This is a genomic window from Pseudoalteromonas luteoviolacea, assembly GCF_021654285.1.
GTDB lineage: Bacteria > Pseudomonadota > Gammaproteobacteria > Enterobacterales > Alteromonadaceae > Pseudoalteromonas > Pseudoalteromonas luteoviolacea_J.
Genome location: NZ_JAKFZS010000089.1, coordinates 1 through 1,244, shown reverse-complemented (window position 1 = coordinate 1,244; position 1,244 = coordinate 1). Strand labels below are relative to the sequence as shown.

General features: G+C 42.9%; 1 protein-coding gene. It reads right to left on the bottom strand.

Annotated features, from left to right (window positions below; genetic code table 11):
- The coding region (locus tag L1077_RS27130; RefSeq protein WP_440589572.1) for a flagellin N-terminal helical domain-containing protein at positions 1–1,244 on the bottom strand (1,244 nt) is incomplete at both ends.

Below are 1,244 nucleotides of genomic sequence, written 5' to 3'. Positions count from 1 at the left end.
TGCGGCCTTCATTAATTTGGCCAAGTGCGCCATCTAAGACAGAAATAGCCTGTTGAGCATTCTCTTGGCTTAATATATCGGTGTCAGAGACGGCGATTTCAGGTACTTCTTCATAAGTTGTGGTGTAAGTGTTATTGAAAAGCTCCCTTGGCCGATCTTTGCCCCAGTCACTTACTGGAATTGGCTCGCCAGTTTCGGTATCAAAATAATTAATAGTGCCCGTTGTGAGTATATTTTTATGATTAATTTCAGTGGTCAGCCCAGGTGTTTTTAAATAGCTGTAAAACTCTGTAGTACGACCTTTGCCAACGAAATTTGGAGTAAATGCGCGCCCTGCATAGACTCTGAGTTCTAACCTGTTCTCTCCTGCGTTATCTACATCGATATTTGCAAACCCAATATTGTGTCCATCATCATCGATTAGATAGACACCATGGTTTGAACCATGCAAAAAATTAAATTCTTCGAATGCAACGGCCCTGATCCCTGTCGTTGCTGTGTGTTGATTAACCTGATCAACCATAGCTTGTACCTGTGCACCATCTTGAAAGTCCGTGAATGAAGCTGAAATAGGCACGGTGCCGCCACCGCCGACCAGATCAAAATTCAATATGACGGGTTCATCATAAGGGACTTTTTCGTGAGGTGCTCTAGGTGACTCTTCGAATGAGAGCGGGGTGTAGGTTGTTGCCGATGCTCTAATGCCATAGTTGGCAGCTGTGACGGCTTGTGCGATGTCATGGGTGGAATTATATGCCCCAGTCATTACTACTGCTTCAGTGCCTGTTGATGTAGTTGCTGTGATAACAGGCCGATCTCCTTTCCATTCATCTACGTCGAGGCGCTCTGGTAATTTATCAGGGTATATGTGAAGTTCGTTGAATATATTTTGTACATTTATCGAATCAAAAATATTGATAGCACCTATCTCATAATTAGGTGTTTGGATAGCAGCCTGTTTAGTTGCGTCTGTGCCGATGTGTGTAATATCAAATTTAGGTAATAGCAAATCAATCGTTTGCATCGCATCTGCACCAACCTGTAAAGTCTCATTAAATTGCCCGTTAAGCAGGCTTTTACCTGCAAAATTAGAGTCTTGAGCTACGGTAGAAAGATGCTGCTTGAGCTGTTGGTACTCAGCATTTAATGCTTGGCGATCTTCTTGATTGTAATTACCATTTGCGGCTTGAATCGCTAATGTTCGCATTCTTTGGATAGCTGATGACATTGATTCAAGCGCTGCG